This window comes from Rhodospirillales bacterium (assembly GCA_028824295.1).
Taxonomy (GTDB): domain Bacteria; phylum Pseudomonadota; class Alphaproteobacteria; order TMED109; family TMED109; genus VXPW01.
Genome location: JAPPED010000003.1, coordinates 292,214 through 316,246, shown reverse-complemented (window position 1 = coordinate 316,246; position 24,033 = coordinate 292,214). Strand labels below are relative to the sequence as shown.

At 65.3% G+C, this 24,033-nt stretch carries 26 protein-coding genes; 17 read left to right on the top strand and 9 right to left on the bottom strand.

Annotated elements, in window-relative coordinates:
• Positions 1 to 7 precede the first annotated feature (7 nt).
• The 8 genes from OXH60_02805 to OXH60_02770 all read left to right on the top strand — a co-directional run bounded on the left by OXH60_02805 (position 8) and on the right by OXH60_02770 (position 11,094).
• Positions 8 to 1,204 (top strand): substrate-binding domain-containing protein, encoded by a 1,197-nt coding sequence (locus OXH60_02805; protein ID MDE0711044.1) that lies wholly within the window; start codon positions 8 to 10, stop codon positions 1,202 to 1,204.
• A 138-nt stretch (positions 1,205 to 1,342) separates the two neighbouring features.
• Positions 1,343 to 2,911: an SPFH domain-containing protein gene (locus tag OXH60_02800; GenBank protein MDE0711043.1), complete on the top strand. Its 1,569-nt coding sequence runs from the start codon at positions 1,343 to 1,345 to the stop codon at positions 2,909 to 2,911.
• 61 nt (positions 2,912 to 2,972) lie between these two features.
• On the top strand, positions 2,973 to 4,196 hold the full coding sequence (locus OXH60_02795; protein ID MDE0711042.1) for a transporter substrate-binding protein: 1,224 nt from the start codon (positions 2,973 to 2,975) through the stop codon (positions 4,194 to 4,196).
• Between the two features lie 79 nt (positions 4,197 to 4,275).
• Complete coding sequence (locus OXH60_02790) at positions 4,276 to 5,142, top strand: branched-chain amino acid ABC transporter permease (protein ID MDE0711041.1); 867 nt, start codon at positions 4,276 to 4,278, stop codon at positions 5,140 to 5,142.
• Positions 5,139 to 6,182 carry a branched-chain amino acid ABC transporter permease gene (locus OXH60_02785; protein ID MDE0711040.1) on the top strand — a complete coding sequence of 348 codons (1,044 nt, stop codon included), beginning with the start codon at positions 5,139 to 5,141 and terminating at the stop codon, positions 6,180 to 6,182. The genes OXH60_02790 and OXH60_02785 overlap by 4 nt, the downstream gene beginning before the upstream one ends.
• Positions 6,175 to 6,891 (top strand): ATP-binding cassette domain-containing protein, encoded by a 717-nt coding sequence (locus OXH60_02780; protein ID MDE0711039.1) that lies wholly within the window; start codon positions 6,175 to 6,177, stop codon positions 6,889 to 6,891. The genes OXH60_02785 and OXH60_02780 overlap by 8 nt, the downstream gene beginning before the upstream one ends.
• Entirely contained in the window at positions 6,888 to 9,296 is a 2,409-nt protein-coding gene (locus tag OXH60_02775; GenBank protein MDE0711038.1) for an amidase, read from the top strand. The genes OXH60_02780 and OXH60_02775 overlap by 4 nt, the downstream gene beginning before the upstream one ends.
• Before the next feature lie 10 nt (positions 9,297 to 9,306).
• Positions 9,307 to 11,094: an AMP-binding protein gene (locus OXH60_02770; protein ID MDE0711037.1), complete on the top strand. Its 1,788-nt coding sequence runs from the start codon at positions 9,307 to 9,309 to the stop codon at positions 11,092 to 11,094.
• A gap of 82 nt (positions 11,095 to 11,176) precedes the next feature.
• On the opposite strand, the gene OXH60_02765 is transcribed toward OXH60_02770, so the two are convergent.
• From OXH60_02765 to OXH60_02755, 3 genes are all read right to left on the bottom strand, one after another.
• Entirely contained in the window at positions 11,177 to 11,404 is a 228-nt protein-coding gene (locus OXH60_02765) for a hypothetical protein (GenBank protein MDE0711036.1), read from the bottom strand.
• Positions 11,405 to 11,625: 221 nt separating this feature from the next.
• Positions 11,626 to 12,624: a CmcJ/NvfI family oxidoreductase gene (locus tag OXH60_02760; protein ID MDE0711035.1), complete on the bottom strand. Its 999-nt coding sequence runs from the start codon at positions 12,622 to 12,624 to the stop codon at positions 11,626 to 11,628.
• Between the two features lie 293 nt (positions 12,625 to 12,917).
• Complete coding sequence (locus tag OXH60_02755) at positions 12,918 to 13,223, bottom strand: hypothetical protein (GenBank protein MDE0711034.1); 306 nt, start codon at positions 13,221 to 13,223, stop codon at positions 12,918 to 12,920.
• Positions 13,224 to 13,627: 404 nt separating this feature from the next.
• Between OXH60_02755 and OXH60_02750 the strand changes: the two genes are divergently transcribed.
• A complete protein-coding gene (locus OXH60_02750) occupies positions 13,628 to 13,864 on the top strand; it encodes a type II toxin-antitoxin system prevent-host-death family antitoxin (protein ID MDE0711033.1) in 237 nt (78 codons plus the stop codon).
• Positions 13,865 to 14,032: 168 nt separating this feature from the next.
• Positions 14,033 to 14,233, top strand: a complete 201-nt coding sequence (locus OXH60_02745; protein MDE0711032.1) for a hypothetical protein — start codon at positions 14,033 to 14,035, stop codon at positions 14,231 to 14,233.
• An 85-nt stretch (positions 14,234 to 14,318) separates the two neighbouring features.
• Here the strand turns inward: OXH60_02745 and OXH60_02740 are convergent, their stop codons facing one another.
• On the bottom strand, positions 14,319 to 14,633 hold the full coding sequence (locus OXH60_02740; protein ID MDE0711031.1) for a helix-turn-helix domain-containing protein: 315 nt from the start codon (positions 14,631 to 14,633) through the stop codon (positions 14,319 to 14,321).
• Between the two features lie 231 nt (positions 14,634 to 14,864).
• On the opposite strand from OXH60_02740, the gene OXH60_02735 reads away from it, so the two are divergent.
• From OXH60_02735 to OXH60_02725, 3 genes are all read left to right on the top strand, one after another.
• Positions 14,865 to 15,116 (top strand): hypothetical protein, encoded by a 252-nt coding sequence (locus tag OXH60_02735; GenBank protein ID MDE0711030.1) that lies wholly within the window; start codon positions 14,865 to 14,867, stop codon positions 15,114 to 15,116.
• Between the two features lie 137 nt (positions 15,117 to 15,253).
• Complete coding sequence (locus OXH60_02730) at positions 15,254 to 15,550, top strand: type II toxin-antitoxin system RelE/ParE family toxin (GenBank protein MDE0711029.1); 297 nt, start codon at positions 15,254 to 15,256, stop codon at positions 15,548 to 15,550.
• Positions 15,547 to 15,834, top strand: coding sequence for a putative addiction module antidote protein (locus OXH60_02725; GenBank protein ID MDE0711028.1), 288 nt, complete (start codon positions 15,547 to 15,549; stop codon positions 15,832 to 15,834). The genes OXH60_02730 and OXH60_02725 overlap by 4 nt, the downstream gene beginning before the upstream one ends.
• 496 nt (positions 15,835 to 16,330) lie before the next feature.
• Here the strand turns inward: OXH60_02725 and OXH60_02720 are convergent, their stop codons facing one another.
• From OXH60_02720 to OXH60_02710, 3 genes are all read right to left on the bottom strand, one after another.
• Positions 16,331 to 16,465 carry a hypothetical protein gene (locus OXH60_02720; protein MDE0711027.1) on the bottom strand — a complete coding sequence of 45 codons (135 nt, stop codon included), beginning with the start codon at positions 16,463 to 16,465 and terminating at the stop codon, positions 16,331 to 16,333.
• Between the two features lie 341 nt (positions 16,466 to 16,806).
• Positions 16,807 to 17,016, bottom strand: coding sequence for a hypothetical protein (locus tag OXH60_02715; GenBank protein MDE0711026.1), 210 nt, complete (start codon positions 17,014 to 17,016; stop codon positions 16,807 to 16,809).
• A 187-nt stretch (positions 17,017 to 17,203) separates the two neighbouring features.
• Positions 17,204 to 18,127, bottom strand: coding sequence for a ribokinase (locus tag OXH60_02710; GenBank protein ID MDE0711025.1), 924 nt, complete (start codon positions 18,125 to 18,127; stop codon positions 17,204 to 17,206).
• Positions 18,128 to 18,514: 387 nt separating this feature from the next.
• Between OXH60_02710 and OXH60_02705 the strand changes: the two genes are divergently transcribed.
• Both OXH60_02705 and OXH60_02700 read left to right on the top strand, forming a co-directional pair.
• Entirely contained in the window at positions 18,515 to 18,970 is a 456-nt protein-coding gene (locus tag OXH60_02705) for a DUF3237 domain-containing protein (GenBank protein ID MDE0711024.1), read from the top strand.
• A 364-nt stretch (positions 18,971 to 19,334) separates the two neighbouring features.
• Positions 19,335 to 20,498, top strand: a complete 1,164-nt coding sequence (locus OXH60_02700; protein ID MDE0711023.1) for an ATP-binding protein — start codon at positions 19,335 to 19,337, stop codon at positions 20,496 to 20,498.
• Between the two features lie 89 nt (positions 20,499 to 20,587).
• Here the strand turns inward: OXH60_02700 and OXH60_02695 are convergent, their stop codons facing one another.
• A complete protein-coding gene (locus OXH60_02695; protein MDE0711022.1) occupies positions 20,588 to 20,920 on the bottom strand; it encodes a hypothetical protein in 333 nt (110 codons plus the stop codon).
• A gap of 138 nt (positions 20,921 to 21,058) precedes the next feature.
• Here OXH60_02695 and OXH60_02690 point away from each other — a divergent pair, with 138 nt between their 5' ends.
• A complete protein-coding gene (locus tag OXH60_02690) occupies positions 21,059 to 21,346 on the top strand; it encodes a hypothetical protein (GenBank protein MDE0711021.1) in 288 nt (95 codons plus the stop codon).
• 100 nt (positions 21,347 to 21,446) lie between these two features.
• Here OXH60_02690 and OXH60_02685 read toward each other — a convergent pair whose 3' ends face one another.
• On the bottom strand, positions 21,447 to 22,997 hold the full coding sequence (locus tag OXH60_02685) for a Fic family protein (GenBank protein ID MDE0711020.1): 1,551 nt from the start codon (positions 22,995 to 22,997) through the stop codon (positions 21,447 to 21,449).
• Positions 22,998 to 23,352: 355 nt separating this feature from the next.
• Here OXH60_02685 and OXH60_02680 point away from each other — a divergent pair, with 355 nt between their 5' ends.
• Positions 23,353 to 23,925 (top strand): histidine phosphatase family protein, encoded by a 573-nt coding sequence (locus tag OXH60_02680; GenBank protein ID MDE0711019.1) that lies wholly within the window; start codon positions 23,353 to 23,355, stop codon positions 23,923 to 23,925.
• Positions 23,926 to 24,033 lie beyond the last annotated feature (108 nt).

The window sequence follows — 24,033 nt, the reverse complement described above, 5'->3', positions numbered from 1 at the left end:
AGTTGACTTGGAAATCACTTTCAACTGTACTTGCCGCATGCAGCAACGCTGTTCCAGCGGTCAGGATTTTGCCGCTGGCCGGTGTGATCCGGCCAGTCTGCCACTGGAGTATGGACGCGAATTCGATTCGCTGTCACCGTTGCCCGGCTCCTACTACCGCATAGCGCTGCTCGTGCCGCTCTGCGGCGCCGCCGGGATCTGGTCACCGTCCTGCATCGCCAGTGCACAGGTAGCGGTCAAGGAACTGAACCGTCGTGACGGGATCGACGGCCGTCAGGTCCAGTTGCTGCTGGTGGATGCGGCCGAGGAAGCCGCGGTCCCGGTCGATTCGCTCGTATGCGATCTGCTTGCGGCACAGGCGATCGATGCGATCGTGGGCATGCACATCAGTGCTGTCAGGCAACGCCTGAGCAAAGTCGTCAGGCAGAGGGTTCCGTTCATCTATACCCCCCTCTACGAGGGTGGCGAAAGGACGCCCGGGGTGGTCGCCATCGGCGAAACCCCGGCGCTGCAGCTGGGCCCCGCGATCGGCCACCTTCACTCGACGTACAGGTTCCGCCGCTGGGCCATGATCGGTAACGACTACGTGTGGCCACGTGCTTCGCATACCTTTGCCAAGCAGATTCTGCGTGACTGCTCCACCCCCCTCGTCTACGAGCGCTACTTGCCGTTCGGCGTCTCGGACATGGGACCGTTCGTGGATGAAATCCGTCGCTGCCGCGCGGATGCGGTCCTGGTCTCTCTGATCGGCCAGGACGCGGTGATGTTCAATCGGGCCTTCGGGGAAGCGGACCTGCATCGGAGCACCGTCCGCTTCTCCTGCGCGGTGGAGGAAAACGTGCTGCTCGCCAGCGGGCCGAAGTCTCTCAACCGTTTCTATGCTTCGGCCGCCTATTTCGGATCGCTGCGGACAGAGGCCAATGCGTCGTTCCGGGAGAAGTACCACTCGATCCACGGCGATCATGCACCGGTCCTGAACACGCTGGGCCAGTCCACGTACGAGGGTATCCACTGCCTGGCCGCCCTTGTCGATACACATGGCGACGACTGGAGATCCCGCGCTGCCGACTTTGCTGCCCGCGGCCACTATCGCAGCGCGCGCCGGATGGCCCGGGGCACCACCGATCCACGCCCGCTCCCGGCCTATCTGGCACGCGTAACAGGAATGGAGTTCGAGATCGTAAAGAATCTTACCAGGCAATAAGATAGCATAAATTACTTGAATTGGAAATTGATTCGGCTACCCTGTCGCTCGGGCTAGCCGGCCGCATCGGCCGGCCCTCGGCCGCTAGACGGGAGACGACAGGAAACACCCGTGGTTTGGCTTTACACCGTTGCCGGCATGCTGCTGGCCCTGGCCGGCGGAATCTGGTTCCTCCAGCGTTACTACGCGAAGGCCACGCTGGAGACCGCGTTGGTGCGAACCGGCCTCGGCGGACGCAAAGTCGTCCTCGACGGCGGCTGCCTGGCCCTGCCGATCGTGCATCGCCTGCAGCGCGTCTCCATGGCGGCGATCTCGATTTCCGCCACGCAATCGGGCAGCGAAGCGGTCCTGTGCCGCGACCAGCTGCGGGCAGATGTCGGAATGGAATTCGAGTTGCGGGTCGAACCGTCTCGCGACGGGGTGTCGACCGCCGCCCAGGCGCTCGGCAACCGCATCTCGCGCAACGGCGGCGCGGTCCACGAGCTGCTCAAAGGGGCTTTGGTCAACGCCATCCAGAACGCCGCTGCCCAGCGGACGATGGAGGACATCCACCTGAACCGGGGCGCGTTCACGCAGGACGTCGCGACCGAAGCCGGAGAGCAGGCAGCAAAGCTCGGGCTAAGCCTTATTGCCGCGGCCCTAGTGTCGGTCGACCAGACCAATCTGGCCCAGCTCGATGAATCGAACGCCTTCAACGCGCAGGGCCGCCGGCGCCTTGCCGAGCTCGTCGCTGCACAGCGCAAGGCGCGGGTCGAGATCGAGACCGCCACGGAGATCGCGGTCCGGGAGAGCCGGCTGGCCCAGCATCAGCGCGAAATCGAGCTCAAGCGCGCCGAGCGCGAGGCTGAGATCTCCCAGCAAGAGCACCTGGACAAACTCGAAGCCGATGCCCGCTCGCGCTCCGAGCAGGCGCGGGCTGCTGCCGCGCTGGCCTCGGAGACCGTGCGCATCGATGGGGAGCAGAAGGCGAAGGCCGCCCAGGTCACGAGCGACGAAGAACTCCGGAAGGCCGAGATGCGCGCGCTCCTCGCGCTCGAGGAGGCGAAGCTCACGAACGAGATCGAACTTTCCCGGAAGCGGGCCGAAGAGTCGGTCGCCAAGGCCGCCGAGGAAGAAGCGCGGGCCCAACTGGTCCTGGCGTCCGAGAACGTCCAAGCGCAAAAGGAGCGGGCCGCCGCCGAGCGCGAGGGAGAAATCGCGTGGATGCGCCAGGAACAGGATCTCGCCCGTGAAAACGCGCGGGTACAGACCGACGTCGACACGGTGCTCGCCAAGGCCAAGGCCGAGGCCTCCGCGACCGCAAGCGCCGCATCGGCCGAAAAGGCCCGCATGGAGGCGGAGGCCGAGGGACGCACGGCGCTGAACCAGGCGGAGAACCTGTTGAGTGACTCCGTGATCCGCATGCGCCTCGAGGAACGCAAGCTCGATCGCCTCCCCGAAATCATGGCGCAGATGATGAAGCCGGTCGAGAAGATCGAATCCATCCGGATCAATCAGATCGGCGGGCCCGGCCCGGCGACGGGAAGTTCAGGCGCGGCCGAAGACGCCTTCGGAGCCGCGATGGAACAGATCCTCGGCATGGCCGTCCGGCTGCCGGCGATGAAGCAGATGGGGGCGGAAATCGGCCTCGACTTCGATCCCAACCTGGCCGGCCGCACCGCCGACTACGCCAATCGAATCAAGACCAAGGACAAGGGCAAGGCATGACAACCGTGCCTGCCAGCAACCCATGACGGGCCCGAGCGGGCTCCGACAGGAGGATTTCCGTATGTCCATCAACCGTCGCCATTTTCTCGGTGGCAGCGCCGCACTGACCGGTGTCGCCCTTCTGGGGTACCCGGCGGCCGCAGCCGAATCCATCAAGCTCGGATCCATCCTCGACACCTCCGGCATCTTCGACGCCTACGGCAAGCCGATGGACATGGCGATGCGACTCGCCGTGGACGACATCAACAACGCCGGCGGACTGCTGGGGCGGCCCATCGAAGTGGTCGCCTACGACACCCAGTCCGACATGGCGCTGTATTCCCAATATGCGCAGCAGCTCACCCGCGAGGACCGGGTCGACGTCGTCCATGGCGGCATCCTGTCGGCCTCACGCGAAGCGATTCGCCAAATCCTGCGCAGGAGCGGGACGCTGTACTTCTACAACGTGCTGTACGAGGGCGGGGTCTGCGATCGCAACATCTTCATCAACGGCGTCACTCCGGCCCAGCAGGTCGAGGCGCTCGTGCCCTACGCCATGAACAAGGTGGGAGCCCGTACGATCTACATCCTCGCGGCCGACTACAACTACGGCCAGATCACGGCGAAGTGGATCCAGAAGTACGTGGGCGACAACGGCGGTGAAACCGTCTCGGTCGATTTCTTTCCGCTCGACGTCTCGGACTTCGGATCGACGATCGCGAAGATCCAGTCGACAGCCCCGGACCTGGTCATCGCGCCCCTGGTCGGCGGCGCCCACCTGTCGTTCTTCCGGCAATGGGCCGCGGCCGGCATGAAGGCCCGGATCCCCCTAGCGTCCACGACCCTGGGCGTGGGCAACGAACACAAGGTACTGACCGCGGAAGAGGGCAACGGGATCATGGTTGCATACAACTACAGCCAGGAGCTTGACACACCCGAGAACGCGGAATTCAAGCGCAAATGGGCGGCGGCCTACGGCGACGACACAGCCATTCACGAAATCGCGGTATCGAACTACCAGGGCGTGCTGACGTGGGCAGCGGCCGTGCGGGAAGCCGGCTCACTCGATCGTGATGCGGTCGTCACGGCGCTTGAGACCGGGATTTCCATCCAGGGTCCGGGCGGCATGGTGACGGTCGACGCGAAGACCCACCACGCCGTCCTCGATGTCCATCTGATGGAGATTGAGAACCAGGGCATGACGGTGATCGACACCTTGCCGCAACGCCAGCCCATCGACACCCAGGCGGTGTGCGACCTGGAGGTCAATCCGGACGACAACCAGCAGTACGAAATCGAGATCTGAGCCCGGCGACGCGGGGGCGTCAACGTGGCCGACCACGCCGCCCCCGCAGCTCTGACCCCGACGACCCCGCGCCACTGACATGGATCTCGTTCTGGTCATCGTTGTCGAAGTGCTGTACGCGATCGGCGCGCTGGTCCTGATCAGCGCCGGCCTGGCCGTGATCTTCGGCATGATGCGGGTCATCAACCTCGCGCACGGCGAGTTCATGATGCTCGGGGGATATGCCACGATTACCGCCGTCGATCTCGGCGTGAACGTCTTTCTTGCCATGCTCGTCCTGGCGCCGGCGGTCGTCGGCGTGCTGGGCCTCGCCGTCGAGCGCCTGGTGATCCGGCACCTCTACGGACGCCTCATCGACACGATGCTCGCCACCTGGGGGCTGAGCCTGCTGTTCATCGGTATCGTGACGATGCTGTTCGGCAACACGACGACCGGCATATCGACCCCCATTCCCGGCTTCGCGCTCGGGGACTATCAAGTCAACGGGTACAACTTCTTCATCGTCCTGGTGGCCGCGGTCCTCCTTCTCCTCATGCTGGCCGTGCTCAGATCGACCCGGTCGGGTCTCATCGCCCGCGGGACGATGCAGCATTCGGACATGGCTGCGTCACTCGGCTATAACCCCGACCGCATCTACATGCTGACGTTCGCCTGCGGGTCCGCGCTGTCAGGGCTGGCCGGTGCCGTCCTCGCCCCGCTCGTCGGGCTGGTCCCCACGTCCGGCGGCGCCTACATCGCGAAGGCGTTCATTACGGTCATCGCTGGCGGGCCCGCGCTGATCGCGGGTCTGGCCAGCAGCGCCGGCGTCTTCGGGCTGATCAACCAGATCTTCAGCTTCGCGGTTTCGCCGGTCGTCGGCGAAGTGGCGCTCCTGGTGGCGGCCGTCATCCTCCTCCGGCTCCTGCCCCGGGGCATCACCGACCGGCTGTTCAGGGAATCGCTGTGAGGGACGCCGGGTGGGGCCGCGAACTCACCGGCACGCTGGTGGTGGCCGCCTGCGCCGTCGGTGTCCTGCCCATGTTGGTCAGCACCTACACGCTGACCGTTCTCATCATCTACGGGATGCTCGGTCTCAGCCTGGGACTGGTCTGGGGGTTCGGGGGCATCCTCTGTTTCGGCCAGGCCGCCTTCTTCGGTCTTGGCGCCTACACCTACGCCATTGCCGCGATCAACTTCGGCGAGAGCACGGTGCCGATGCTCCTCGCGGTGGCGGTTCCGGCGGGCTTCGCCGCGGTGCTCGGGGCCATGCTGTTCTACGGCCGGCTGACCGACGTCTACCTCGGCGTCATCACCCTCGTCGTCACGCTGATCCTCCACCGGTTCATGAACGCCACCGCCGGTTCGGAGTACGTCATCGGGAATGCGCGGCTCGGCGGGTTCAACGGTATTCCGGGGTTCCAGACCCTGAACGTCCCCGGAGACCCGAGTGCCTACGTCTGGGGCGAGTCCTTCTACTACTTCAGCGCGGTCTGCCTGCTGCTGGCGTACCTGCTCGTGAGCGCGGTGCTCCGGTCGTCGTTCGGGCGCATTGCCGTCGGCATTCGCGAAAACGAGACGCGGGCTGCCCTGATGGGCTACGACGTGCCGGCCCGCAAGACTGTCATGTTCGCCGCAGGCGCCGCCATCGCCGGCCTGGCCGGCGCACTGTTTGCGAACTGGGCGGAAATCGTCACCCCGCGCCTGTTTTCCCTCAGCCAGTCGGCGGACATCATCATCTGGTGCATCGTCGGCGGCCTGGGCACCCGCATCGGGCCGGTGCTGGGCGCGGCCGGTCTCTCCTATCTAAAGTTCCTCCTGGGACAGCAGGACCTCTTACACAATTCCGTCGTGTCCGGCGCCATCCTGGTCCTCTTCGTGCTCTTTCTTCCGGGAGGGATCGCTCCCGTTTTGGCGAACGCTTGGCGCCTAGTCACGCGCAGGCGTCCCCGGAGCCGGTACCGGCGACGGCGCGGGCCGCGGTCCTCCCTGGCGTCAGGCGATGCCTGAAACGGTCCTGGAGACCCAGGGCCTCATCATGCAATTTGGTGGGGTGCAGGCAGTCGCCCACGTCGACTTCAGGCTGGATGCCCGCGAGCTCCGCTGCCTCATCGGCCCGAACGGCGCCGGAAAGTCGACGTTCTTCAAATGCGTCACGGGGCTGCTGCAGCCGACGGAGGGGCAAATCTTCATGCGCGGCCAGGAAACCACGCGCTGGCCGTCCCATCACGTGGCAAGTCTCGGCGTCGGCACCAAGACCCAGGTGCCGAGCGTCATGGACGGGCTGAGCGTCTTCGAGAACATCTGGCTCGCCGCCCGCCGGTTCCTGCCGCCGCAAGCCGCCACCCGGAAAGCCGACGAAACCATCGCCCGGCTGGCGCTGGAGCCCGTTGCGCGGAGCTCGCCCGGCAGGCTCGCCCACGGCGAGCGCCAGCATGTCGAGCTCGGCATGGTCATGGCAGGGGATCCCTGGCTTGTGTTGCTCGACGAGCCGGCGGCCGGGATGACCGGCGGTGACGTCGAACGCCTGACCGAAATCGTGGAAGAATTCTCGCGGACAGCGGCCGTGGTTGTGGTCGAACACGACATGCAGTTCATCCGCTCGATTGCCAGAACCGTCACGGTCTTTCACCGGGGCGCGGTGCTGCTCGAGGGTCACGTGGACGCCGTGTTGGCGGACCCGGCCGTGCGCAGCGTCTATCTGGGACAAGCCGCGTGACCGAGGTGCCAGAGGCGGCGCCGGCCCTGGAAGTCGAGGGACTCACGGGCGGCTATGGGAAGGTGCCCATCCTGCACGGGGTTGACCTCCAGGTGCGCGATGACGAGGTGGTGGGAATCCTCGGCCACAACGGCATGGGGAAGTCCACCCTGCTGCGGCTGCTCATGGGCTTGCTGCCCGCCACGTCCGGTGTCATCCGGTACCGCGGCAACGCGATCACCGCGCTGCCGCCGTTTGAGCGCGCCCGCCTGGGCATAGGCTTCGTTCCCCAGGAGCGGGGAATCTTTCCGCAACTCACAGTCCGGGACAATTTGCGCTTCGGTTGGCAGGGCCTCACCGGCGAGCACGAAGACGACGTGCTGGACACGGTGCTCGCCGCCTTCCCCCGCCTTGCCGGCCTGCTCGACCGCAAGGGCGGCGCGCTGTCCGGCGGGGAGCAGCAGCTCCTGACGCTTGCGCGGTGCCTGATGGGCGAGCCTGATTTCCTGATGCTCGACGAACCCACCGAAGGCATCCAGCCCTCGATCATCGACGAGATCGCCGAAACCCTGCGCGGCCTGCAGGAGCGTTCAGCGCTTTCTGTCCTGCTTGTGGAACAGAATTTCGATTTCGTCGCGGCCCTGTCCGATCGCGTCCTCATCCTGGAACGGGGCCGGGTCACGGGCGAGCTTGGGCGCACCGACCTCGCGAACCCCGCCGAAATCGAGACGCTTCTCGGTCTTGGCCCAGCGCGATCCGCCGCCTCTTCCTCCCCGTCACCTCGCCCCGGCCCGCCGGGAAACGGGTCTTCCGCCGAGCGGGCCGCTCCGCCGATCCACGAACGTATCCCGGAGGAACGGGGGGCGCCCCTGCCAGCCGGTGATGCCGCCGGATTCCCCGGAACAGCGAACACCATGACCGTCAATCGACCTTCGCTCTCCCAGATGCGCACCATGGCCGGCCAGTTCGGCATGGGGCTCACCGACCACGAACTCGAACAGTACCGGGAGGTCATGGAGCCCTATGTCCAGGCGTACGACCGGCTGGACGCGGCGCCCGACTACCTGCCGCCAGTGCGCTATCCGAGGGCGCCCGGGCACTTCCCGGAACCGTCTGACAATCAATTAAACGCGTGGTACGTCAAAACGGACGTGCGCGGCGCCCCGGATGGTCCGCTCCGCGGCAAGCGGATCGTCCTGAAGGACACCGTGTGCCTCGCCGGCGTGCCGATGATGAACGGCTCGGCGATCATGGAAGGCTATACGCCGGAAGTAGACGCAACCATCGTCACCCGCATGCTGGACGCTGGCGCCACGATCGTGGGGAAGGCCCACTGCGAGAATTTCTGCCTCTCGGCGGGCTCGCACACCGGCGCCAAGGGGCCGGTCCAGAACCCGTGGAAACGCGGCTACATGGCGGGCGGTTCGTCAAGCGGCTCGGCAGCGCTCGTCGCCGCCGGGGAAGTCGACATGGCAATTGCCGGCGACCAGGGCGGCTCCATCCGGATCCCTTCGGCAAACTGCGGTGTGTACGGCATGAAGGCGACGCATGGCCTAGTACCGTACAGCGGGATCATGCCGATCGAGCGCACGATCGACCACGTGGGGCCGGTGACCGGTACGGTGGCCGACAATGCACTCCTGCTGGAGGTGCTGGCCGGCGACGACGGGCTCGATTCCCGGCAGCGCGACCCGAAGACCGCCCGCTACACCGAAGCGCTCGGCCAGGGTGCCCGAAGCCTTCGGGTCGGCGTACTCAAGGAGGGTTTTGGCCGGCCGGAGAGCGAGCCGGACGTGGACCGCAAAGTCCGCGAAGCGGCCGACCGCTTCCGCGAACTGGGCGCGAGCGTCGAGGACATCTCGGTCCCGGAGCATTTCTTGGCTCTCGACTGCTGGACGGCGATCGCCGTCGAAGGCCTTCAGGACCAGATGATGCACGGCAACGCGGCCGGGACGAACTGCCGCGGTCTGTTCCTGCCGTCGATGATCGATCACATGGCCCAGTGGCGGACGCGAGCGGACGAACTCAGCCACTCCCTGAAGGTCTGCATGTTTCTCGGCGAGCACTTCCGCCAGCAATACCGCGGCCGCTTCTACGGCAAGGCGCAGAACCTGATGCGCAAGGCCAACGCGGCCTACGCGCGCGCACTCGAGGTGCACGACCTTCTCCTGCTGCCGACGCTGCCGATGAAGGCGCAGGAAATCCCGCCTCCGGATTGCTCGATTGCGGTGTACATCCAGCGGGCGTTCGAGAACATCGGCAACACGGCGCCGTTCAACGGCGGCCTGCCGGCGATGAACGTCCCCTGCGGGATGAGCGAGGGACTGCCGATCGGAATGATGCTGGTCGGGGGCCCCCACCAGGAAACCACGATCTACCGTGCCGCGCACGCCTTCGAACAGTCCGGCGACTGGCGGACGATGTAGCGACGCGCCCGTGAACATTCTGACCCAGAGCCTGGCAGGCCAAGTCGCCAACTTCGGTACCGCACCATCCGCTGCACCCGACGCCGTACCCGTCCACGGCGAGTCGTACGTGCGCGGAGCCACCGCGCCGCCACTCGAGGACATCACGGTTCCGCACCTGCTCGGGCGCGCAGCCTCGCGATTCGGGCCGCGGGAGGCCGTGATCTGTCCCCACCAGTCGATCCGGCGGAGCTACCACGACCTCTGCCGTGAAACCGATGCCCTCGCGGCAGGGCTCCTCGCCATCGGGCTAGCAAAAGGCGATCGGGTCGGAATCTGGTCGCCCAACCGGTACGAATGGGTGCTGACGCAACTCGCCTCCGCCCGCATTGGCGCGATTCTGGTCACGATCAACCCGGCGTATCGGTCGGCGGAACTCCAGTTCGCGCTCAACCGTGCCGGGTGTCGCGCCCTGGTGCTGGCCGAGAGCTTCAATTCGTCGGAATACCTGCGCATGCTGCGGCAGCTGGCACCAGAACTCGACCGGTGCCGGCCCGGCAGCCTGCGCTCGGAGCAGCTGCCGCATCTCCGGAGCGTCATCGCTTTGAGCGACGATCCGGGGCCCGGGATCTACGCGTTTGCGAGCCTGGCCGGTCTTGCCGGACCCGCGCAAGTCCTGCGGCTCGCTGCTGTCGACTCGACCCTGGCCCCCGATGATGCGATCAACATCCAGTTCACGTCCGGCACGACCGGAGCGCCGAAGGGCGCCACGCTGACCCACCGGAACATCGTCAACAACGCGCGCTTCGTCACCGACCGGATCCATCTCACCGAGGACGACCGTCTCTGCGTCCCCGTCCCCCTCTACCACTGTTTCGGCATGGTGATGGGGGTCCTCGGCGCAATCAGCAAGGGCGCCGCGATGGTGTTCCCCGGTGAAGGCTTTGATGCCGAGACGACCCTTTCCACGGTTTCCGATGAGCGTTGCAGCGCGCTGTACGGCGTGCCGACGATGTTCGTCGCCATGCTGGATCGGCTCCCCGCACTCGACCTTCAGCTCGCGCGGATGCGGACCGGAATCATGGCCGGCGCCCCCTGTCCGAAGGTGGTCATGGATCGGGTCCTGCACGAGATGCACATGCCGGAACTCACCATCTGCTACGGCATGACCGAGACCTCGCCGGTGTCGTTTCAGAGCATGGTGGACGACCCGGTCGAGCAACGCTGCAACACGGTCGGACGGATCCATCCGCACCTGGAGGCCCGGATCGTTGATGCGGGCGGAAAGGTGCTCCCGGTCGGCGAGGAGGGTGAATTGTGTACCCGCGGCTACTCCACCATGAAGGGGTACTGGGATGACGAGACGGCAACGCGGGCGAGCGTTCGTGACGGCTGGATGCACACCGGCGATCTGGCCCGCCTCGACGCCGAGGGGTTCTGCACCGTCACCGGCCGGGCCAAGGACATGATCATCCGGGGGGGCGAGAACATCTACCCGCGCGAAGTCGAGGAGTACCTGTTCCGCCACCCGCATGTTCGCGAAGCGCACGTGTTCGGAATCCCGGATGCCGGCTACGGTGAAGAGGTCTGTGCCTGGGTCATCCCGACCACGGGTTCCGAACTGTCAGCAGAAGACATCCGCAGTTTCTGTCAGGGAAACATCGCGCACTACAAGATTCCCCGTTTCGTCCGCGTGGTAGCGGAAGTGCCGACGACCGTCACGGGCAAACCGCAGAAATTCCGCATGCGGCAAATGATGATCGATGAACTCGGTCACGGCAACGACGAGACCCGGCAATCAGCCCTCCCTCGACCCTGACGGTAACGTCGGCTGCCGCCCGGTTCCGGGAGGGACCGCCCGACCAGCGGTGGTCGCCTCCCTGCGAGAGGCGCGGAACCCACTAGGCGCTTGGCGCGTTCACGTGTAATTCGGCACGTCCCGGCCAGCGGCGGCCCGCCGGGTCGGGAGGTGATCGAGCCCCGATGCCAGCCGTCTGCAGGGTCGACACGACGATGATCCCCGCGAGCACATGGACCATTCCGCCGGCTTCCTCGATCGCGTCCGTCCCGGTGAACGGCGTTGTCATGGGCGGCGTGATGCCGCGAAGCGCCGCCGCGTCAAAGTCCACAATTGTCCGACCACCTTGCCAAATCGCCCGTGGTTCGGCCAGCGTGCTACAGAAGGCGGACGGCGGGGAGCCTGCCGACGAAACGGTCCAAGCAGCCTTTGGCCGTCATCGAAGCCGGAACCGGAACTATCGGGCCGGGGACCCGAATACGCCCCCACGCATACGCGCCGGGAGATTACCGCCGAACGCTACGTGTCAGCGCGTAGAAGCGTCTCCGCTGGCTACGCGTAGAGCACCGCGCAGCGAACCTCGATGCTCCAGCGGTCGGGCGCATCCGGCGGGGTCGCAGGATCCTCGAACGCACTATGGAAGCTGAAGGTGCAAGGTCGGTCGACGCCGTCAGGGTCGGCCCTCGTGCCTTCGGACCGGGCCAGTTCACCGGCTGAATCCCACTGCTTGATGAGCAGCGCCTCGTCACGGGTCATGGCGGACCAGTAGACCCAGCGGTGGCGGTCGTCGTGCTTGGCGAAGTAGTTCTCGCCGATCCGGTCGCTGTAGTGGATCTCGAAGACGACGAGTTCTTCCGGGTGCACGCTCATCCCGTCGCAGAGCGCAAGCGGCCGCGTCGCCACCGGCTCGCGGGCGATGTTGCGCCAGAGGTTGATGAGCGCGAACCGTCCGTCCGCGATCGCCTGCTCGACCGCCGCGGCGTCGAGCAGCGTCTCGTCCTCGGCCAGCACCGTGCGATAGGTGTCGTTCAGGGTCGGCGGCCGGGCGAGGTCACGCATTCGCTGGGGCGCGCTGGTCAGGGTGTAGTCACCGTGCACCAGATGCGCCGGTCCCTGGACCTGCTGGCCGCCCGCGATACGCCGCTTGCCCGACTTGCCGGTCGCGGAGCGGACGTTGTGGTCGAAGGCGGCGACGGTCTCCGCCCCGGTCGCAGCGCGCACGATCTCGGCGCATTCGGGATAGTACGCCCGGGCCACCGCGTCGTGATCGAGAAAGTCCAGGTCCGGGTCCGCCGACGGTCGCTCAAGCAGCTCAAAGCCGTTGGCCGACAAAGTCGGTTGTTCAGCTTGCGTCACCGAGCGGGCGTCGAGGATCGCCATCTCGCGATCTTCCAGATGGACACCCAGGAGGCCGCTGTCGCTGCCGTCCCGGTCGCGGCGGCTGAGCACCTTGCCGTTCCGGTAGAGCGAGGATTCCGCCGACGTCTGCATGTAGCGGAAGGTACCGAGGCGAACCCCTTCGCGGGTTCCCTCCGTGGCCAGTCTGGTCATGCCGGTCGCCTGTTCCCGTGCGGGGGCGTTCCCGGTCCGGTGGCCATTCGACAGGACTGCCCGCCACGAACCGACGCTCCCCGTTCGCATACATAGTCCGCTTGCGGCCAAATCGCCAACTCTCCCGGCCGCGCACCGGCAATCGTGATCGACACCGGGATTGCCTCAGCGGATGAACCAGGAAGCATGTCTTTGCGTGTCACGGCTGATTGGACGGTCTGCGACGCGGTTCCTCGGGAAACCCCTGCCGCATCCAATCCGTTTCTGCCCGTGACCGGGCCCGGCGCCAGCGCTCAGATCGCCTGGACGAGATCCACCACCTCGCGCGTGCGCGTCACGCTGCCACTCCACAGCCGGTCGAACTCCCCGATCATTCGCTTGAGCGCGTCCGAGCCCATCACCCGGCTCACGTCCGGCATGTCCCGGAACTCGTAGAAGGCGATATGCACGTTCTCCTCCAGTTCGCTCCAGCCGCGACTCGCGCCAACGGCATCGAAGGCGTCGACTGCCTCCGGCAGGTGCTCGTTCTGATACCAGGTGTCGAATGAGTCCTTCACGGCCGGATCCACCTGGGCGCGAACGATCAGGAATGCAGCCATGGTCCGGCCTCCATTGAACGGTGCGACCGGCCGCCACCGGCCCGTCCGGACCGGATGCTAGTGGAAGGGCAAGTTCACCGCCAAGCGGAATGTCGACGCGGCACGACTGCGTGTATCTCCGTGGACGGCGATGCGGCTGGCCGAAGCAATCCGGGCGTAAGCGCGCTGCACTGCTGTCGAATGGCAGAACCCGCCTGGCAAGGCGGACCGTTCCTTCACCGAGCCGGCCAATCATGTCAGCGGGGCTGCGTCAGCACCGCATCTTGCGCGTCGCTTGCCCTGTCGCTCTGCCATCCTCTCGGTCCATCCGATCATCGCGTGGTCCCTAAGTATTGCCAAACCGGATCTGAATTGGTCCCATTGGCCATCTATGGTCTGACAGACCTGGTACGGGAGGCCGATGGATGATCGTCAACATTTCGGAGGCGAAGGCGCAACTCTCGAACCTGATCGATCGCGTCTACCACGGCGAGAAGGTGGTCATCGCCAAGAACAATCTTCCGGTCGCCGACCTGGTGCCGCATACCCCGGAAGGAAAGCGGAAATTGGGCATCCTGAAGGGGCAGGTCGACGTGCCCGACGATGCACTGTTCGAAGAGGACGCGGACATCGAACGCATGTTCTACGGGCCCGGCGATTGAGAATCCTGGTCGACACGCACGTGTTCATCTGGGCGGTCGCCGCGCCCGAACGCCTGTCGCCACGGCAGAGAAGCGAGCTCGAGAGCCGCGCCAACATCGTCTATCTGAGTTCGGTCTCAGTCGCCGAGAGCATGATCAAGGCGTCGCTCGGCAAGCTCCGCTTCGATCATGACGCCATCGCCTGCGCCGGGCGGCTGGGTTTCGAGCTGCTCGATTTTTTCCGCGGCAGATGCCGTTCTCCTGAAGGACCTTCCCTTTCGCCATCGCGATCCGTTCGACCGGATGCTCGTCGTGCAGAGCATGGCGCGGAATGTCAGGCTGATGAGCGCCGACAGCCGCTTCACCGACTACGGCTGCCGCCTGCTCTAGACGCCGCCGCCTTCGCGTGAGCAGTGGCTCCGTTTGCCATTGGACCGCGCCCAGTCGGTTGATCGGACCGGGCCGCCCGGGCGGGTTACAGGGAGGCGAGCCGATCAAACGTGTCCGGGTACTTCTGCGCCATGAGGATGAGGGCCGCAGCCGATTCGGGAGGGCTTGACCGACCCTGCTCCCAGCGCTCGATCGTGCGCACGGGGACGCGGATCATGTGTGCAAAGACCGCCCTGGAGACGTCCAGGCGCTCGCGAGTGGCGCGGATGACCTCTGGGGTCAGCTTCAGGAGGGGCCGCGGCTCGACCCGCACGGTCTTCAAGGTGCGCTTGCCAGCGCGGTGCTCGCGTACTTCGCACAGTGCGTCGAGGACCTTGGCAGCGATGTTGCGTTCAGTCATTGTCGATTGCCTCCACGGCCCTGCGCCACGCATCGCGCTCGGCGGCGGTAAGGTCGTCCCTGGCGCCCTTGCCCGAGATCGTCCGGCTGCCCCATCGCACGCCGTTGTCGTCGTTCGCCGGCGTGTCGTCGTGGATCGCGCAGTGCCATGTGCACTGTGAACGTCAGGTCGCCACGGGAGATTGGGATGTCGTGATCTTTCGACATGACCGGAAAATATTGAAAAAACATTATGGCAACAAGTTGGCATGACGCCGGCGGCAAAGCTAGTGTCTCATTCGAGTCCCGGAACCGAGAGAACCGCCGGCTGAGCTACCGGCTCGAGCCTGACGCCCACGTGCTGGACGACGGTGCCACCAACCAACTCCGCACCCAGGTAATGGCACAGGTCCGCCTGTCCCTCCCGCGGCGGCCGGCCCGCGATAGCCAGCGCGGCACCCTGCGTCGGGATCTCGCAGCCGATAAGTTCGAGAGCCGCTACTAACGACGTGTCTCGGCGTCCCCGTGTGCTCCATCAAACAGTTCACGGAATCCTGGGGCGTCTCACGAAGGGGCCTTCCCGTGATCACCCGGACCGTGATTGCGCTTGACGTTATGTGAACTGTAGTATACGCATTTCAAGTGTTCGATGTCGTCGAGAGTGCCACGTTCCAGCGTTGGATCCGCGGATTGCGCGATCGGCGCGCGGTCGCTCGGATCAATGCCCGGTTGCGACACCTGTCGCTGGGCAACCTGGGAGACGTCAAGCCGATACGTGGTGGACTGCATGAATTGCGCGTCCACCATGGGCCGGGCTACCGCGTGTACGTCCTGCGCGAGGGACAGACGGTGATCGTACTCTGCGCCGGCAACAAGGCCAGCCAAGAACGCGACATCGAGCGTGCCGGGAAACTGGCGGACGACTGGAGGCAACAATGAGCGAGGCGTTCACCAAGTGGGATGCGGCCGATCACCTGCGCACGCCGGAAGACATCCGTCTCTACCTGGAAGCCTGTGCGGAGGAGGATCCGGGCGACGGCAGCCTGCTGCGCGCCGCCCTCCACGACATCGCCCGGGCAGGGAACATGAGCCAGCTGGCGCGCGAAACAGGGATGAGCCGCAAGGGGCTCTACAAGGCGTTGTCGGAAGGCGGCAATCCCACCCTCGCAACGGTCATGCGGATCACGCGGGCACTGGGAATGAAGGTCCGGATCACGGCCTGAAGACGCCATGACGGACACTGCAGTGGAAATGCGCAATCGCGATCCGTAGCAGAAGCCAGAGCTTCCATGAAGACCCCGCCCCCTCAGGGCAGGCGGCTGTCCAGTATCAGGTGTCGCTGGTCATTTCAGCGTCGGCGACGGCGAGGCGGAGACGATCGGGAAACCCGTCTGGGTGACGCAGACGCTGACCTGGCCGCAGCGGGGAAAGCGGTGGGAGCAGAGATCCGATCGTCACGCTCAAACACCGCGCGGGCTGCAAGCCTTCGTCATCTCGGGGCTTTCGGTGCCTCGCGGATGCATGACCGGACGGCGAATTGCCAAGCCCTGCGGCGCGGTCTCATCACACCCCTTCCAGCAGTGCCTCCACCTCGGCACGATGCGGCATGGAGAGCGCCGTTCCCGGTCGCGTGACCGAGAGGCCGGCGACAGCACATCCAAAACGCACCGTCCATTCCGGCGCCCGGCCTTACCACCATCCTCCGGCATCGTGGGCCGTTTACGCTCCGCGTTCCTCCAGCAGTGCTTCCAGTTCGGCGAGCGCGTCCAGATCCTTCGGCCGGCCGGTGGCGCGCTTGGCGCCGATGAGCTGCGGCAGGTCCAGGCAGCGGCATTGGAACCCGAAAATATCCACTTCCACAGTGTCGGGAACGAGGGCATCGTAGTCGCCGGCACCAGTGATCTCCCCGAGCAGATCAATATCTCCAACCGCCGTCGTGAGCGTAAAGTTGAGCCCACGCTCGACGGTCGCAGCACTCCACTCGAACGGCAGGCCGGGTGGCGCCCCCCTCAGGTACGGCGCATGGGGACCAAGTGCCGCGACGAGGCGTACGATATTGGCGCTGGACCTCGAATAGACGACGTCGATGTCCTGGGTGAGTCGTGCCGACCCGTGAATGACGGCGGCAAGCCCGCCAACGACGACGAATTCGACTCCCGCTTCGCAGAGGGACCGAAGGGCTGCCTCGAAGTCGGTCAGGTGTCACCTCGCAGAGACTGTCCAGCCCGGCGTGCTTCCGCCGCCAAGCGCTGCAGGGCCATCAGGTTCTCTACCCGCTCCGTCACGGTTCGCAGCAGGTTCTGTCGAAGAAGCGTGCGGTCTATGTCGCACTTGTACGCATCAATCACCGGATCGGGTTCCGGCGCGTGCCCGACTGCGGTGAATTCAGAGTTGCGATCCTGCATCGGACACGTCCTCGCTAGCCGAATCGAACGATCTGGCCAGTCTACCCCGATTGTCGTCAAGCACGGTGCTGGTTTAGGCGCTTCGCTCAAGCGCCACGAGGACTCCAAGCCCGTCGTACCGAACTCGCAAACAGGCAACAGTGTGCGACGGTCAAGGTCATTCCCACTTCCTACGGTAGAGGATTGGTCACACCCCATCCAACAACGTCTCCACCTCGGCACGATGCGGCATGGAGAGCGCCGTTCCTGGTCGCGTAACCGAGAGGCCGGCGGCCGCACATCCAAAGCGCACTGCCTGAACTGGCTCTCGGCCTTCGGCAAGCGCCACCGCGAATGCCCCGTTGAAGGCATCCCCGGCCCCCGTGGTTTCCACAACCGGGCCCGCCTGAAACGCCGGCACGAGGTACCCGCCCCCGGGACCGTCGAAGAGCGCCCCCTCGGCGCCCAGCGTGATCACGGCCGCCCCGGCCCCGCGCTCCCTGAGCGCGCGCGCAGCGGCGCGGGCCTCGTCTTCGCTCCCCACCGCAAGACCGGTCATGGCCGAAGCCTCTGTCTCGTTCGGCGTCACGTAGTCACAAAGCCCGAGCATGCGCTCCGGAACCGTCGCGGCGGGAGCCGGGTTGAGGACGGTCGTCACCCCCGCCTCCCTCGCGATCGCAAGTCCCCGCATCGCGGCCGGGACCGGCTGCTCGAGCTGGGTGACGAAGACGGCGGCCGTGCGGATGGCGTCCGCCACCGCATCGACATCCGCATCCGAGAGCTCGAAGGCCGCGCCCGGACACACGACGATCGCGTTCTCGCCCGTCGCCGCGTTCACCACCACCGAGGCGGCCCCCGTCGCCAGGCGCTCCGACCGGGCCACCAGGGGCTCCACGCCCGCGTCGGCCCAGGCTGCATACGCCATGTCCGCAAAGGCGTCACGGCCAACCATGGAGATGAACCGGACTTCGGCGCCAAGCCTGGCCGCGGCGACCGACTGGTTCGATCCCTTGCCCCCCGGGCTCAGCGCCACGCTCTCGCCGATGACGGTCTCGCCCATCTGCGGCAGGCGGTCGGTCCGGAACGTGACATCGGCAACGAAGATGCCGAGGATCGCGATGTGTCCTGCCATGGCGTGGCCTCAGCCCAGGTGATCGCGCGCCTGCCAACCGGGGTAGACGCAGGGTGCAATACGGTTTTGCAGCTGCCGGATCGGCGGGGACTCCATTCCCGGCCAGGCCGGCTGCCAAACCAGGTGCAGAAGATACCTTCGCGGCGCCGTGCCCTGTGCGCCGGCCCGCGATCTGCGAGCAATCCGTGGCCCCCCGACCAGCCAGTACCTGACATCGACGCGGCAGCCGGCTGGCAGGACGGCCAGCGGGTAACCAAATCATCCGCTGTTGTGCCCGTGCGGTCAGACCCCGCCGGCCGGCGGACGTCCGGCACACCGGGACCACCGCGGACGTGTATAACGACCGGCGCACGCGAAGCGTCACGCCCGCCCCTCCAGGAGCAATCCATGCCTCTCGAATCCGAACTGCTCGCTGTTTTCGACCTGACCGTCGACAAGCCCATCGTGCTCGACAACACGCCGTCCGGGCGACGTCTCAACGTCAATGTCACCGGCGGAACGTTCGAGGGCCCCAACTTCCGGGGCGAGGTTCTCCAGGGCGGCGGCGACTGGCTGGTGCTCCGTGCTGACGGATCGCTTCGGCTGGATGTCCGGGCGACCCTCCGCACCCACGACGGGGCCCTCGTCTACATGACCTACTTCGGCGTCCGGCACGGACCCGAGGACGTGATGCGCCGGCTCAACGCGGGAGAAACCGTCGACCCTTCGGAGTACTACTTCCGGATCGCCCCGTTCTTCGAGACCGGCGCACCGGAATACGCCTGGCTCAACGGCCTCGTGTGCGTGGGCAAGGGTGACCGGAAACCGACCGGCCCGACGTACGAGGTGTACCGGATCCTGTAACGATTCAGAGCCGGTCCGCTCTGGCTGGCGCCATCGTGGCGTAACGCTGCCTGTCGCGGATTTTCGACGCGCCGACTTTTCTTCTCGCTGCCTTCTTCACGGTCCTCAGCCTCCCGCCTGCGTGGACCGCCGCCCACCGGCGTTTCGCTTGCCGCCGTGCCGCCTGGGGCCCATGCTTCCGCGTCCTCACAAAGGGGGCGGTGCGCGCTCGCCCGCCGGAACACGGTCGGAGAGCACCATCTCGGAAAAAGCCTGTGATTCCGCGCTCAAATTGTTGTGTTCCCGAGTTCCGCAGCCCGCTTCTCAAATTCCTTGTGTCCAATTTATCATTGCATTTCTGGAATACTATGCCATATATGCTAGGATGATATCGCGTCAGAAATCGCAACTTGTCTGCGCTCGACTGGACCAGTTCCCAGCCGCGGCCCTCCTAGGCCCGCGCCAAACAGGCAAGACCACGCTGGCTGGGCTTATCGCTGAAGAACGAGCGAGCACCTATCTCGACCTTGAGAACACAGCGGACCGCGAGAAGCTAAGCGATGCCGCACTTTACCTGTCCGGGCACGAAAAAGAGCTGGTGATCCTCGACGAGGTCCAGCGAGTGCCGGAGCTGTTCCAGACACTTCGGGGCCTCATCGACAGGGAGCGCCGCCGAAACATCCGCGCGGGCCGGTTTCTGCTTCTGGGTTCGGCGTCGATCGACCTCCTCAAGCAGTCGGGAGAATCCCTTGCCGGCCGCATCGCCTATATCGAGCTCGGGCCTTTCAATGTTCTCGAAGTCGACGCCGTTACGCACGAGAAGCTCTGGATCCGGGGCGGCTTCCCGGACAGTTTTCTGGCCGATAGCGATGAAGCCAGCCTGGTCTGGCGGGACAACTTTGTCCGCACGTACCTGGAGCGTGACGTTCCGCAGCTAGGCCCGCGCGTGCCGGCGGAAACGCTGCGACGCTTCTGGACCATGCTGGCCCATATGCAGGGCGGCTTGCTCAACGCGGCCCAGTTCGCTCGTGCCCTTGCCGTCGATGGCAAGACAATCGCCCGCTATCTCGACCTGCTTGTCGACCTCCTGCTGGTCCGACGCCTGCCCCCCTTTCACGCCAACGTCGGCAAGCGCCTGGTGAAATCCCCGAAGGTCTACGTACGCGACAGCGGTATCGTCCACGCGCTGCTCGGCCTCGACGACCGGGATGCCGTACTGGGTCATCCGGTCGCCGGTGGGAGCTGGGAAGGGTTCGTGCTGGAAAACCTCCTCAGCGCCGCCCCGGAGCGTGTGAGGCCATGGTTTTACCGGACAGCTGCTGGCGCCGAAATCGACCTGGTGCTCCAGATGCCAGGTGGAGACTTGTGGGCGGTGGAAATCAAGCGCGGCCTCGCCCCGCGGCTCGACAAGGGATTTCACCACGCGCGTCAGGACCTCAATCCCACGCGCTCATTCGTCGTGTATTCGGGCATCGAACGATACCCTAGGAGCGAGGCCGTCGAAGTGATCGGTCTGGGCGAACTGGCGTCGCTCCTTGCAACGGTATGAGTGGTGCTCAAACTGCGCGCGCCTGCGTCTGCAGATTCACACTTCCTTCCCGGTACAGCATCATTGGCGCGAGCGGTAATCTCGCCGCCTCACTCTTCCAACCGCTCTATTGAAACCGAAACCGGACAGATGGCCGCGCGCTCGATCCGCGGTCGTTCGACGAGAACGTCGTGCGGCACTCCGGCGCAGCCATCGGGTTCAACGCGCGCGTGGGTGATCTCTGCGTGCATTCGCGCTACGCCACCGCGACGATCACCGCCCTCCAGCACAACGCCAACATCAACCGTGTCCAGAAGTGGCCCGGGCACGCCCGCATCGCCACCACCCACCTTTACGATCGGCGTGGCGCCCGACCCGAGGAAGGCCCGACGTTCCGGGGCAAGTACTTGTCGGCACGTCCGGTCACGCGGGAATGCCCGCATGCCCCAGCGCGTGGGAAAGTCCACCACCGAGCAGCGGGAATGGAACTGCGAACTTGTTGCCAGTCCGCCGAGCAGGACATGGGAGAGCCGAGGTTCCGGCGGTAGACTGGCTCCAGACGAACTCCAGAATGATCATGCATGACCATGCAGAGTGAGCAGCGCAACCGGACCGGCGCCCACCAGCGCAAGGAACGCGAGGCCAAAGCGACAGCCGGAACACCGACACCATCCCGCTCTAGCATGACGGACGCCAACCTTGAACGCATTGACGAGATGGGACGCACACCAAAGAGCGGCGTCGCGATGTGCCACAAGCAGGGAAAAACGGCCATCTACGTTTCGAAGGACCGGAAGTACCTCATCGAGCATCCGCCGCACGGCCCCGTCAAACGCACGCATCGCGCTCCCGTATCACAAGGCCGGTGACCACAGCAGCTACGGCGCCCGGACTCGTCATCGTGATTGGAGCCAACGTGCGGTCACCGACAGTGGCCGCGGCCTTTCGCCAGCCGACTTCTGCTCGTGTTCAGCGACGGTCGTCGGCGAACTCTTCCCGGTAGATGGCCTCGACACGTTGAACCTCGTCATCGGTCAGGGCAGCGAATTCCCTTTCCCGCCTGCGGCGAGCAAGCGTGCCGCCGTTCTGGTGAAGGAACCGGAACAGGAGATCCGACAGCCGATTCGGCATGTCGACGATCAGGTTCAGACGCCTCCGAAACGCGTCGTACCGTCCCAGGAATGCCGCTTCCCGCGGCAAGTCCAGTTCGATCGTCCGCTGCACGCTGCCGTACAGGAACTCGGCCTGCCGTGTGGCATCGAAATACCGGTAGAAGTCTCCGGTATCGTTCAGCACCCGGACGTTGCCGTATTCCGTTGGTTCCCACTGCACTACCGGCAGCAGGCGTTCCGAGTAATCCTCGAGCGCTGCGCGGTAGTCGTCCACTTGATCCAGAATTGCCGCTGATACCGGAAATGCGACCCCCGGCGGGTTGAAACCGCGCCGGGCCAGGACGTGGTGAATTAGGTAGCGGTGCATTCGGCCGTTTCCGTCGTCGAACGGATGGATGTAGACAAAGCCGAAGGCCAGAACTGATGCGGCCACGATGGGATCGAGCTGCTGGGCAACTCCCCGGTCAAAAGCGATGATGCCGTCGATCAGCTGTCCCAGATCATCCGGCCGTGCGCTGATGTGGTCGGGGATCGGCGAACGCGACTCGCGGTCATGCTGACCGACGAAGCCGCCCTCGGTTCGGAGGCCCAGACGGACGAATCGGGAATCTCCGATCACGATGCGCTGCAGACGTATCAGTTCGTCATGATCGATCGGTAGCTGGCCAGCCTGTCCGATCGCGCGTGCCCATCGCTGGATGCGATCCTGCGGGGGATGTTCGCCCTCAATGGCGAAGCTCGACCTCGAGTCGTTAAGAAGCAGGAATGCAGCGGTGCGCGCCAGCAGATCATGCCGCACGGCGGCCACCGCTTGCTGCGCCCGGGTCTGAAGGTCCATGGCGATGAAACGCTCTAGCGTATTGGTGCGGAACACCAGCGGACAGAAGGCCGGCGTGCCTGGCAGATTGTTCTTGACACGGTGCCGTGAAGACGTTGCGGCGGAGATGGCATATTGCCGGTCCGCATCCACGATCGGCGCATAGGCCCCGCGCTCAGCATTCGGGAGATCGAGCCGCCTTCCGGTCAGCCATTCGTAGAGGAACCAGACACGCCGGGCATAGGCGCCCGTGGGCCTGGCCCTGACCAGATCGGCAACGGCGTCGGGGCCTGTCGCCGCAAACAGGCGCTTGAAGACGGCCAAGTCCAACCCTTCGTGCTTCAGGGCGAAGGTGAGATGACCTTGCAGGCTTGCGTCCGGCGTGTAGCGCGGTGAGTAAATCCGCCAGCCGTCTTGCTCCACGAGCCTGTGCCGTGATCCGATGGCGCTGAGGTTCCGCGGAAGCGGCACCGCCAGATCGTACGCCCCAATCAGTGCGGCGTAACCCGCCGGCATCGCCGTTACAGGAAGGCGCCGATCCCGAAAAACGGCAACCGGTTCTGAAAAACGATTCTGTATGGCGGTGTCCATGATGTGACCGGTTCCTTTGCGGAGACCGGGAAAATTCTCCACTCATTCATTGAACAACGGTAACTGATTGTGAAAAGCAATAACGTATACTGGTATAGATCACAAAACAAACATTGTGGGCATTCAAGCGTGAGGAATAAAACTAGCGCAGCAGCTCTCGGTGAGGCCATCTTTGCGCGGCGTTCCCTCCGGCAGGTTCTCGATAGGCCGCGACCCAAACCGACGTGTCGCGACTGACCAACTCTTCTGCCTACGCATTCCGGAAACGCCCGCCAAGCACAAAGGGAAACTTCTAGACCGGAGTGTCAGCTTCGTGCACCCAATCCGTTCCCGACTTCGCATTTTCCGTCTGCCGATGACGCGCCTACTTCTCTTGCTCACGTTTTTCGCAGTCTTCTGCCTCCTACCTACGCCGGCCGACGCCGACGCTCGTTTCGCCCGCCTGTCCGAACCCGGCATCGTCGCCATCGTGCGCCACGCCCTTGCGCCCGGGAGCGGAGATCCCGCATCGTTCACGCTCGACGACTGTGCCACCCAACGCAATCTCGACGCACGGGGCCGGGAACAGGCGCGAGCGATTGGCGCGGCGATCAGGGCTGCGGATGCGATCGTCGACCGGGTTCTCACAAGCCAATGGTGCCGTTGCCGCGACACGGCCCAGCTTCTCGGTCTCGGGCCGGTCGAAGAGCTGCCCGCGCTCAACTCGTTCTTCCGGAACCCAGCCCGCGCCAATGCGCAGACCGCCGAATTGCGGGACTTCCTAGCGAGCCTCCCGCCAGGAGAGATTGTCATCCTGGTCACCCACTACGTGAACATCAGGGCGCTGCTCGGCCGGGGTGTCGCCTCCGGCGAGGTCGTCCTGCTCGAGATCGGGCGTGACCGCACGATCTCTGTGGTCGATGAGATCCTCATTGAACCGCCGCGCTGACATCCTCCGCACCGCGTCGAAGAGTTGCCCTTCACCGAAATGGTCGTCCCCGGACAGGCTGGAGGGGGCGAGCCATGCTGCAGCGCGATGTCCCCTGGCGTGGGCGTA

Coding starts and splice junctions, on each gene's coding strand:
- OXH60_02790 (MDE0711041.1), top strand. CDS start 4,276: ATGGATCTCGTTCTGGTCATCGTTGTCGAAGTGCTGTACGCGATCGGC.
- OXH60_02795 (MDE0711042.1), top strand. CDS start 2,973: ATGTCCATCAACCGTCGCCATTTTCTCGGTGGCAGCGCCGCACTGACC.
- OXH60_02710 (MDE0711025.1), bottom strand. CDS start 18,127: ATGGCAGGACACATCGCGATCCTCGGCATCTTCGTTGCCGATGTCACG.
- OXH60_02745 (MDE0711032.1), top strand. CDS start 14,033: ATGACGCCATCGCCTGCGCCGGGCGGCTGGGTTTCGAGCTGCTCGATT.
- OXH60_02735 (MDE0711030.1), top strand. CDS start 14,865: ATGGCAACAAGTTGGCATGACGCCGGCGGCAAAGCTAGTGTCTCATTC.
- OXH60_02780 (MDE0711039.1), top strand. CDS start 6,175: ATGCCTGAAACGGTCCTGGAGACCCAGGGCCTCATCATGCAATTTGGT.
- OXH60_02740 (MDE0711031.1), bottom strand. CDS start 14,633: ATGACTGAACGCAACATCGCTGCCAAGGTCCTCGACGCACTGTGCGAA.
- OXH60_02750 (MDE0711033.1), top strand. CDS start 13,628: ATGATCGTCAACATTTCGGAGGCGAAGGCGCAACTCTCGAACCTGATC.
- OXH60_02760 (MDE0711035.1), bottom strand. CDS start 12,624: ATGACCAGACTGGCCACGGAGGGAACCCGCGAAGGGGTTCGCCTCGGT.
- OXH60_02725 (MDE0711028.1), top strand. CDS start 15,547: ATGAGCGAGGCGTTCACCAAGTGGGATGCGGCCGATCACCTGCGCACG.
- OXH60_02705 (MDE0711024.1), top strand. CDS start 18,515: ATGCCTCTCGAATCCGAACTGCTCGCTGTTTTCGACCTGACCGTCGAC.
- OXH60_02685 (MDE0711020.1), bottom strand. CDS start 22,997: ATGGACACCGCCATACAGAATCGTTTTTCAGAACCGGTTGCCGTTTTT.
- OXH60_02715 (MDE0711026.1), bottom strand. CDS start 17,016: ATGCAGGATCGCAACTCTGAATTCACCGCAGTCGGGCACGCGCCGGAA.
- OXH60_02690 (MDE0711021.1), top strand. CDS start 21,059: ATGACCATGCAGAGTGAGCAGCGCAACCGGACCGGCGCCCACCAGCGC.
- OXH60_02755 (MDE0711034.1), bottom strand. CDS start 13,223: ATGGCTGCATTCCTGATCGTTCGCGCCCAGGTGGATCCGGCCGTGAAG.
- OXH60_02680 (MDE0711019.1), top strand. CDS start 23,353: ATGACGCGCCTACTTCTCTTGCTCACGTTTTTCGCAGTCTTCTGCCTC.
- OXH60_02800 (MDE0711043.1), top strand. CDS start 1,343: ATGCTGCTGGCCCTGGCCGGCGGAATCTGGTTCCTCCAGCGTTACTAC.
- OXH60_02695 (MDE0711022.1), bottom strand. CDS start 20,920: ATGCGGGCATTCCCGCGTGACCGGACGTGCCGACAAGTACTTGCCCCG.
- OXH60_02700 (MDE0711023.1), top strand. CDS start 19,335: ATGATATCGCGTCAGAAATCGCAACTTGTCTGCGCTCGACTGGACCAG.